Here is a 7,623-nt window from a genome sequence, read left to right as displayed (position 1 = left end):
GGTCTTAGGACTGTGTCAGTGGAAACGGTGTCACTTGGAGAAGTCGGGCAGCAGGTCGGCGAACGCCGTCTCCAGCGTGGCCAGGCCCTCGTCGAGGGTCTCGGCGCCGGAGGCGATCTTCGGGAGCTCCTGGTCCATCGGACCCCACAGCGAGGAGTACTCGGGCAGCTCGGGCCGCGGCTGAGCGGCCGGGAGCACGGTCTGGAAGCCGGCGATGCCCGGGTCGGCCTTGACCTCGTCGGTGTAGGCATCGTCGCGGGTCGGGAGCGTGGAGTTCTTCAGCGCGATCTGGGCCTGGGTGTCGGCCGAGGTCATGAACTTCACGAACGCCGCCGAGGCCTCCTGGTGCGCCTCGTCCGAACCGGCGTAGATCGACAGGTTGTGACCGCCGGTCGGAGCGCCGGCCTCGCCGGTCGAGCCGGCCGGGACGGTCGCGATGCCGAGGTTGTTCTTGTCGGCGAACGCCGAGCCCTTGTAGAAGTTCGTGATCTCCCAGGGACCCTGGATGATCGCGGCGACCTTGCCGTTGACGAAGGCGTCCTGGATGTGGGCGTACGCGTCGGCGGTGGTGTCCGCCTTGTGCAGGCCCGCGCCGTCGAAGAGACCCTGCCAGGTGGTCAGGCCCTTCTTGGCCTCCGGGGAGGAGATGGTGATCTTCTTGGCCTCGGCGTCGACGGTGTCGGTGCCCTCGCCGTAGAGGAACGGCTGCGCGTAGTAGGCGGAGGTGGAGCCCCAGTAGCCGTCGACACCCGTCTTCGACTTGATGGTCGCGGCGTCCTTCTTCAGGTCGTCCCAGGTCGCGGGGGCCTCGGTGATGCCGGCCTTCTCGAAGAGCGCCTTGTTGTAGACCAGCGCGAGGGTGTCGGTGACGAACGGGACGCCGTAGGTCTTGCCGTCGAACTCGGCCTGCTTGATCAGGTTGGGCTGGAAGGCGTCCTTCTCCTCGAGCGCCTCGGTGTCGTCCAGCGGAGCGAGGAAGCCCTTCTGTGCGAACGCAGGGGTCCAGCCGACCTCGGCGCGCAGCACGTCCGGAGCGCCGCTGGCACCGGCCGCGGTGTCGAACTTGTTCTGCGCCTGGTCGAAGGGCACGTTGACGTACTTGACCCTGATGTCCGGGTTGGCCTTCTCGAAGTCCTTGACGAGGGCCTGGTACGTCGGCGCCTCGTTGGTCGCGTTCGAGGTGTCCCACCAGGTGATGGTGACCGGGCCGTCGCTGCTGTCGCCGCTGCCGCCGCCACATGCCGTTGCCGCCAGGGCGAGCGTTGCCGCCACTGCGGTGGCCACGATGCCACGTCGCATGAGTTCTCCTTCGATATGGGGCCGGGCGAGGAGTCCGCCCGGTGGTGTGACGAAGGTAACCCCGCGTCGAGGAGAATGTAAGAGCCTTTCAGCAAAAGTTGCAAACTTGCTGAAAGTTCTTGCAGGCCGTGTAGGGAGGGGGCATGATGTGACCGTGCCCATAACACCAGCCTCTGCCCGTCTTGCTGACATCGCGGCCCATGCGGGCGTGAGCGAGGCGACGGTCAGTCGCGTCCTCAACGGCAAGCCCGGGGTCGCCGCGGCCACGCGGGAGGCGGTGCTGGCGGCGATCGACGTCCACGGCTACGAGCGCCCGGTGAAGCTGCGCCAGCGCAGCGAGGGGCTGGTCGGCCTGATCACGCCAGAGCTCGACAACCCGATCTTCCCCGCGCTCGCGCAGGTCATCGCGCAGGGGCTGACCCGGCAGGGCTACACCCCGGTGCTCGCCACGCAGACCCCCGGCGGCTCGACCGAGGACGAGCTCACCGAGATGCTCGTCGACCGCGGTGTCACCGGGATCATCTTCGTCTCCGGTCTGCACGCGGACACCACCGCCGACATGACGCGCTACGAGAAGCTGCGCGCCCAAGGCGTTCCCTACGTCCTCCTCGACGGGTTCACCCCCGACATCAAGGCGCCGTTCATCTCGCCCGACGACCGCGAGGCGATGCAGCTGGCGGTCACCCACCTCGCGACGCTCGGCCACTCCAAGATCGGCCTGGCCGTCGGGCCCCGCCGTTTCGTCCCGGTCCAGCGCAAGATCGAGGGCTTCGTGGCCACGATGGCCGACCGCTTCGGTCTGAGCGCCGAGGAGATCGAGAAGGGCCACATCCGCGACTCCCTCTTCACCCTCGAGGGCGGCCAGGCCGCGGCCTCCGAGCTTCTCGACGAGGGTTTCACCGCGATCGTGTGCGCGAGCGACATGATGGCGCTGGGCGCCATCCGTGCCGCCCGCTCGCGCGGTCTGCGGGTCCCCGAGGACGTCTCCGTGGTCGGCTACGACGACTCCCAGCTGATCGCCTTCACCGACCCGCCGCTGACGACCGTACGCAAGCCCGTCCAGGCGATGGGCCAGGCTGCCGTGCGCGCCATCCTCGACGAGATCGCCGGCACCGGCACGCCGCACTCGGAGTTCGTCTTCCACCCCGAGCTGGTCGTCCGCGGCTCCACGGCCTCCGGCCCGCGCGTCAACCCCTGACCTCCCGGAGGCGGCCCGCACGCGGCTGGCAGGATGGGCGCGTGACGATTGTGGCTGCTGCTGATGGTTCTGCGCTTGGTAACCCGGGGCCCGCGGGTTGGGGTTGGTATGTGGACGAGTCCGCCTGGGCCTGCGGCGGGTGGCCGCACGGGACCAACAACCAGGGCGAGCTGACCGCAGTCCTCGATCTGCTGCGGCAGACGGCGCACACCGGCGAGCCGCTGCTCGTCTACTGCGACTCCAAGTACGTCATCAACTCGGTCACCAAGTGGATGGCGGGCTGGAAGCGCAAGGGCTGGAAGAAGGCCGACGGCAAGCCCGTCCTCAACGTCGAGATCATGAAGGAGCTCGACGCGGCGATGCAGGGCCGCGACGTCCGGTTCGAGTGGATCAAGGGCCACTCCGGGCACCCGCTCAACGAGGCCGCCGACAAGCTCGCGAACGGTGCCGCCCTGGCCTATCAGCAGGGACGTACGCCGGACCCCGGTCCGGGTTTCGCAGGAGCCGCCGAGGCGCCCGCCGTAGCCCCACAGGTCGCGCGACCCGAGCCCGAGCCCGAGCCGGACGATCTGCTCGGCCTGCTGGGCGCGGAGCCGGTCGCGAGCGAGAAGGGCCGGGCGTACTCCTTCTCGGTGGACCAGAACCGGATCGACCCCGACTGGGTGCACCGGATGCTCGCGCAGTCCTACTGGGCGAGCGACCGGACCCGGGAGGTGCAGGACGCGGCCAACAAGGGCTCGCGCTGCTACGGCGTCTACGACACAGCGGGCAAGCAGGTCGCCTTCGCCCGCGTGGTCAGCGACTTCGCCGCCTTCGCCTGGCTGTGCGACGTGATCGTCGACCCCGGCGTACGCGGCCAGGGGATCGGCAAGCTGCTGATCGAGGGCGTCGTCGCCGACCTCGAGCCCTACCGGATCCGCCGGACCCTGCTCGCCACCGAGGACGCCCACGAGCTCTACGCGAAGTACGGCTGGGAGCCGCTGCCCGCGCCCGAGCGCTGGATGATCCGGAACCTCTAGGGCGTGTCTCCCAAGGACACGGCGGCCACCGGCTCCGGCACGTCCCGCCGGCGTCCGACCGCGACGACCCCCCAGGCGACGAGGGTGAACGCCGCCGCGATGCCGGCGACGTAGAAGGAGACCACCAGGTAGCCGTCCTGCACGTGCGGGTTGAGGAAGGGGTACGGATACCACCATCCCTCCCCGGTGAGCGGGGAGACGACGTTCTCGCCGCGCAGCAGGGTGTAGACCACCCACAGGATCGGCCACGCGATGACGACCCCGACCGTACGCCATGGCAGCCTGCGGCGCGGGGGAGCGAAGAACAGGTCGAGGATCAAGAAGATCGGACCGATCAGATGGAGCACCTCGTTCGCCCACGGTGTCGCGGCGAGCGCGATGCCCCGCAGCAGCAGGTTGTAGACGAGGCCGGTGATGGTCATGAACGTCGTGGCGGCGGCGAGCAGCACCGCGATCCAGACCGGCTCCGGGCCGGTCCGGGTCAGGGCCCAGAACGCGCCGGCGACGAGGGCGGCCAGGGCGAAGAGGTTCGACTGGATCGTGAAGTAGCTGAAGAAGTTCACCAGGACCGTCGCGGTGCTGGAGCCTTCGGCGGGGACCGTGCTCATGGCGTTGCCGAACTCGGTCACCACGGCCGCGAGGATGAGCGCGGCCATGGCCAGGCGCAGGATGGACCAGGTCTTCGTCACGAACTCACCGTAAGGCCGCGGCGTGCCGATAGTGGTGATAATTCGGGCGGAGCCACGTCGTGTCCCGTGCTAACGTCACCGCGATCGTGATCCGAGGCAAGGAGGTGAGACCCGTGTACGCAACGTCCACTGCGGGTGCTCCCCGCCACCCACGATCATGCCGGCTGAGCCCGACCTCGGGCTGAGCCACCGGGAGCGCCCACGGAACCTTCCGAAAGGCGACTCCCATGAACACGACAACACGACCCCAGCCCAGCAGCGGGCGTGCACTGGTCCTCGGCGGTGGCGGCTCGGCGGGCAACGCCTGGCTGATCGGTGTCATCGCCGGCCTGCTCGAGGGCGGGCTGGATGTGACCGATGCCGATCTGGTCATCGGCACCTCCGCCGGCGCGACGGCCGCGGCACAGATCGGCGGGGCGAGTCCTGCAGACCTGTTTGCCGCCGTCGTCTCGACACCGATTCCTCGACCTTCGACGCGGCCGAGCGGGCCACGCCCCATCACCTGGGCCCACCTGGAGCACACCAACGCCATCATCGCGGCGTCGGCGGACCTGGCCGACATGCGGCGCCGGGTCGGTGAGGACGCTATCGAGCTGGCCGAGGCTTCGGGTGCGGACGGGCGGGAACGCTGGCGGGAGACCGTCGCGTCCCGACTGCCTAGCCCGCACTGGCCAGAGCGTGCGGTCCTCCTCACCGCGGTCGACGCCGACACCGGCGAACCCGTCGAGCTCCACCGCGACAGCGGCGTCGACCTGGTCGACGCGGTCGCCGCCAGCTGCGCGGGTGGCCCGGCGTACGCGATCGGCAGCCGCCACTACATCGACGGCGGCTACCGGCGCTCGAGCGAGAACGCCGACCTGGCCGCGGGGTGCGAGCGGGTGCTCGTGCTCTCGCCGCTGGGCGGCCGGACGCGGCATCCGGCTGCGTGGCGCAGCGAGCTCGCCGTCCAGGTCCAGGAGCTCCGCGCCGGCGGCAGCCGGGTCGAGTCGATCCTGCCCGATGCCGACTCGCTCGAGGCGTTCGGCGAGAACATGATGGATCCCTCGACCCGGCCCGCGGCCGCTCGTGCAGGGCATCGCCAGGGCCAGGGTGTCGCCGGGAGACTGGCCGGATTCTGGCGTCGATAGGGCCGGCACGGCGTACGTTCTTCTCGGGGACCTGTCGAAGGCGCCCGGATCCGTTCGTGGAGCGAGTAGGGGGTGGCGATGAGCGCTGCCCGGAAGCAGGAGGTTGTCGGATGACCAAGTATCTGATCTCGTTCCGCGACGAGGCGATGGACCACCGTGACGAGGACGTCGCCGAGATCGCGGAGGCGTCCGCCGAGATGACTCGTGAGGCCGTCGCGGCCGGCGTGTTCGTCTTCGGCGGTGGGATCAAGGGCGGTCTCGAGGACGCCTGGACGGTCGACGAGGCCGGGGTGGTGACCGACGGTCCCTACCCGGAGAGCAAGGAGCACCTCGGTGGCTTCGTCGTCGTCGACGTCGGCGCCCTCGAGGAGGCGCTGATGTGGGCGGGGAAGTGCGCCTCGGCCTGCCGTGCCACCGTGCAGGTCCGCGAGCTGCTCCCCGGGGCCGACGCGCTGTGACCACGACCGGGGTCGTCGGCGGCGGGATCGTCGGGCTGGCGGTGGCGCGGGAGATCCTGCGCCGCCGCCCAGCCGAGACGGTGATCGTCTTCGAGAAGGAGACCAGGCTCGGCTCCCATCAGACCGGCCACAACTCGGGCGTGGTCCACGCGGGGATCTACTACAAGCCAGGCAGCCTCAAGGCCCGGCTCTGCACCCGTGGGCGTGACCTGCTCGAGGAGTTCGTCGTCGAGCACGCGATCCCCTACGAGGCCTGCGGGAAGCTCGTCGTCGCGGTGGACGAGGCCGAGATGGCGCGCTTCGACGCGCTGGAGAAGACGGCGACGGAGAACGGCGTACCAGGCCTGAGGCGAGTGGGCCCCGAGGAGATCGAGGAGATCGAGCCGTACGCGGCGGGGCTGGCGGCCCTCCACTCGCCGAGGACCGCGATCATCGACTACGTCGCCGTCGCCGAGGCGCTCGGCCGGAGCGTGACGGAAGCCGGGGGAGAGGTACGCCTCCGCGAGGAGGTGACCGGCATCCGCCGCGTCCGGGGCGGGATCGAGGTCGAGACGCCCGCCGGCCGGACCCGGGTCGATCACCTGGTCGTCTGCGGTGGCCTGGAGTCCGACCGGCTCGGTGAGCTGACCGGCGGTCCGAAGGCGCCTCGGATCGTCCCGTTCCGCGGTGAGTACATGCAGGTCAGCGCCGCGAAGCAGGATCTCGTCCGCGGCATGGTCTATCCGGTCCCCGACCCGCGCTACCCGTTCCTCGGCGTGCACTTCACCCGCCGGGTCAGCGGTGGTCTCGAGGTCGGTCCCAACGCCTTCCTGGCGCTCAGCCGCCGGCGCTACGGTCGGACGTCGCTGACCCCGCGTGACGTCGCCGACACGCTGGCGTGGCCGGGGTTCTGGCGGTTCGCCGCCGAGCACTGGCGCACCGGGTTCACCGAGCTTCGCGGCGTACTGTCGACACAGGCCTACATGCGGGAGGCCCAGCGCTACGTGCCGGAGATCGGCGCAGCGGACGTGACCCGCGCGGGGCTGGGGCTGCGCGCCCAGGCCGTCGAGCGCGACGGCTCGCTGGTGGACGACTTCGTCATCCACCACGCCGACGGGATCACCTCGGTGCGCAACGCGCCGAGCCCGGCCGCGACCTCCAGCCTCGCCATCGCCGAGTACGTGGTGGACCGGATGTCCTAGTCGACGGGCTCCCCGACGGGCCACTCGGCGGGGTAGTCGTCGGCCACCCGGTCGTGCTCCTTGGTGAGCTTCTTGCGGGCCTTGGCGGAGACGCGGTCGCCGAAGACGGTGCCGTTGGTGTGGTCGGTCTCGTGCTGGAGGCACCGGGCCAGCAGGCCGTTGCCCTCGAAGTGGACCGGCTTCCCGTCGAGGCCGAGACCGTCGACGGCGGCCCAGTCGGGGCGGGCGCAGTCCACGAAGGCACCGGGGAAGGAGAGGCAGCCCTCCAGGTCGACGTCGAGGTGGCGGTCCTCGCCCTCGGGCAGGGTCAGGACCGGGTTGCACACGATGCCGACGGTGCGCTGCCCGGTGGCGTCGGGGCAGTCGAAGACGAAGATGGCGACGTCCTCGCCGATCTGGTCGGCGGCCAGGCCCACGCCCTCGGCGGCGTACATCGTCGCGACCATGTCGGCGGCCAGCTCGGCCAGCGCTGCGTCGAAGTCCTCGACCTGCTTCTTCGGCCGGTGCATGACCGGGGTGCCCCAGCGTGTCATCGGCCGCACCTTCCCGCCCTCGGGCAGGGCGCCGTGGGGCGCGAGCGGGCGAGCGGATTCGAGCGAGGAGTCGGCCATGTGCCAAGCCTATAAATAAGACGTGAGTCGTTTGTTACCGC

At 70.2% G+C, this 7,623-nt stretch carries 8 protein-coding genes; 5 read left to right on the top strand and 3 right to left on the bottom strand.

From position 1 onward, the window contains the following. Positions 1-30: 30 nt before the first annotated feature. Entirely contained in the window at positions 31-1,299 is a 1,269-nt protein-coding gene (locus ACFV9G_RS08820; RefSeq protein WP_378726838.1) for an extracellular solute-binding protein, read from the bottom strand. A 154-nt stretch (positions 1,300-1,453) separates the two neighbouring features. Between ACFV9G_RS08820 and ACFV9G_RS08815 the strand changes: the two genes are divergently transcribed. Together ACFV9G_RS08815 and ACFV9G_RS08810 are read left to right on the top strand one after the other, a co-directional pair. Beyond that, a complete protein-coding gene (locus tag ACFV9G_RS08815; RefSeq protein WP_378726836.1) occupies positions 1,454-2,497 on the top strand; it encodes a LacI family DNA-binding transcriptional regulator in 1,044 nt (347 codons plus the stop codon). 110 nt (positions 2,498-2,607) lie between these two features. Continuing rightward, on the top strand, positions 2,608-3,516 hold the full coding sequence (locus tag ACFV9G_RS08810; RefSeq protein ID WP_378726834.1) for a GNAT family N-acetyltransferase: 909 nt from the start codon (positions 2,608-2,610) through the stop codon (positions 3,514-3,516). On the opposite strand, the gene ACFV9G_RS08805 is transcribed toward ACFV9G_RS08810, so the two are convergent. Next, a complete protein-coding gene (locus ACFV9G_RS08805) occupies positions 3,513-4,205 on the bottom strand; it encodes a Pr6Pr family membrane protein (RefSeq protein ID WP_378726832.1) in 693 nt (230 codons plus the stop codon). The two genes, ACFV9G_RS08810 and ACFV9G_RS08805, sit on opposite strands and share 4 nt — an antisense overlap. 227 nt (positions 4,206-4,432) lie before the next feature. Here ACFV9G_RS08805 and ACFV9G_RS08800 point away from each other — a divergent pair, with 227 nt between their 5' ends. From ACFV9G_RS08800 to lhgO, 3 genes are all read left to right on the top strand, one after another. Further along, complete coding sequence (locus ACFV9G_RS08800) at positions 4,433-5,332, top strand: patatin-like phospholipase family protein (protein ID WP_378726830.1); 900 nt, start codon at positions 4,433-4,435, stop codon at positions 5,330-5,332. A 110-nt stretch (positions 5,333-5,442) separates the two neighbouring features. Continuing rightward, positions 5,443-5,790, top strand: coding sequence for a YciI family protein (locus ACFV9G_RS08795; RefSeq protein ID WP_378726828.1), 348 nt, complete (start codon positions 5,443-5,445; stop codon positions 5,788-5,790). Next, entirely contained in the window at positions 5,787-6,971 is a 1,185-nt protein-coding gene (gene lhgO / locus ACFV9G_RS08790; protein WP_378726826.1) for an L-2-hydroxyglutarate oxidase, read from the top strand. Before ACFV9G_RS08795 ends, lhgO begins: the two co-directional genes overlap by 4 nt. Here lhgO and def read toward each other — a convergent pair. Further along, positions 6,968-7,582 (bottom strand): peptide deformylase, encoded by a 615-nt coding sequence (gene def / locus ACFV9G_RS08785; RefSeq protein ID WP_378726824.1) that lies wholly within the window; start codon positions 7,580-7,582, stop codon positions 6,968-6,970. The two genes, lhgO and def, sit on opposite strands and share 4 nt — an antisense overlap. Between the last annotated feature and the right edge of the window lie 41 nt (positions 7,583-7,623).

It is taken from the genome of Nocardioides sp. NPDC059952 (assembly GCF_042730435.1).
In the GTDB taxonomy this organism is placed as follows: domain Bacteria; phylum Actinomycetota; class Actinomycetes; order Propionibacteriales; family Nocardioidaceae; genus Nocardioides.
This window is presented reverse-complemented; position numbering and strand designations above follow the sequence as displayed.

Bases quoted from the DNA above. Each gene is read 5' to 3' on its own strand.
- ACFV9G_RS08800 (WP_378726830.1), top strand. From the start codon at position 4,433: ATGAACACGACAACACGACCCCAGCCCAGCAGCGGGCGTGCACTGGTC.
- def (WP_378726824.1), bottom strand. From the start codon at position 7,582: ATGGCCGACTCCTCGCTCGAATCCGCTCGCCCGCTCGCGCCCCACGGC.
- ACFV9G_RS08795 (WP_378726828.1), top strand. From the start codon at position 5,443: ATGACCAAGTATCTGATCTCGTTCCGCGACGAGGCGATGGACCACCGT.
- ACFV9G_RS08820 (WP_378726838.1), bottom strand. From the start codon at position 1,299: ATGCGACGTGGCATCGTGGCCACCGCAGTGGCGGCAACGCTCGCCCTG.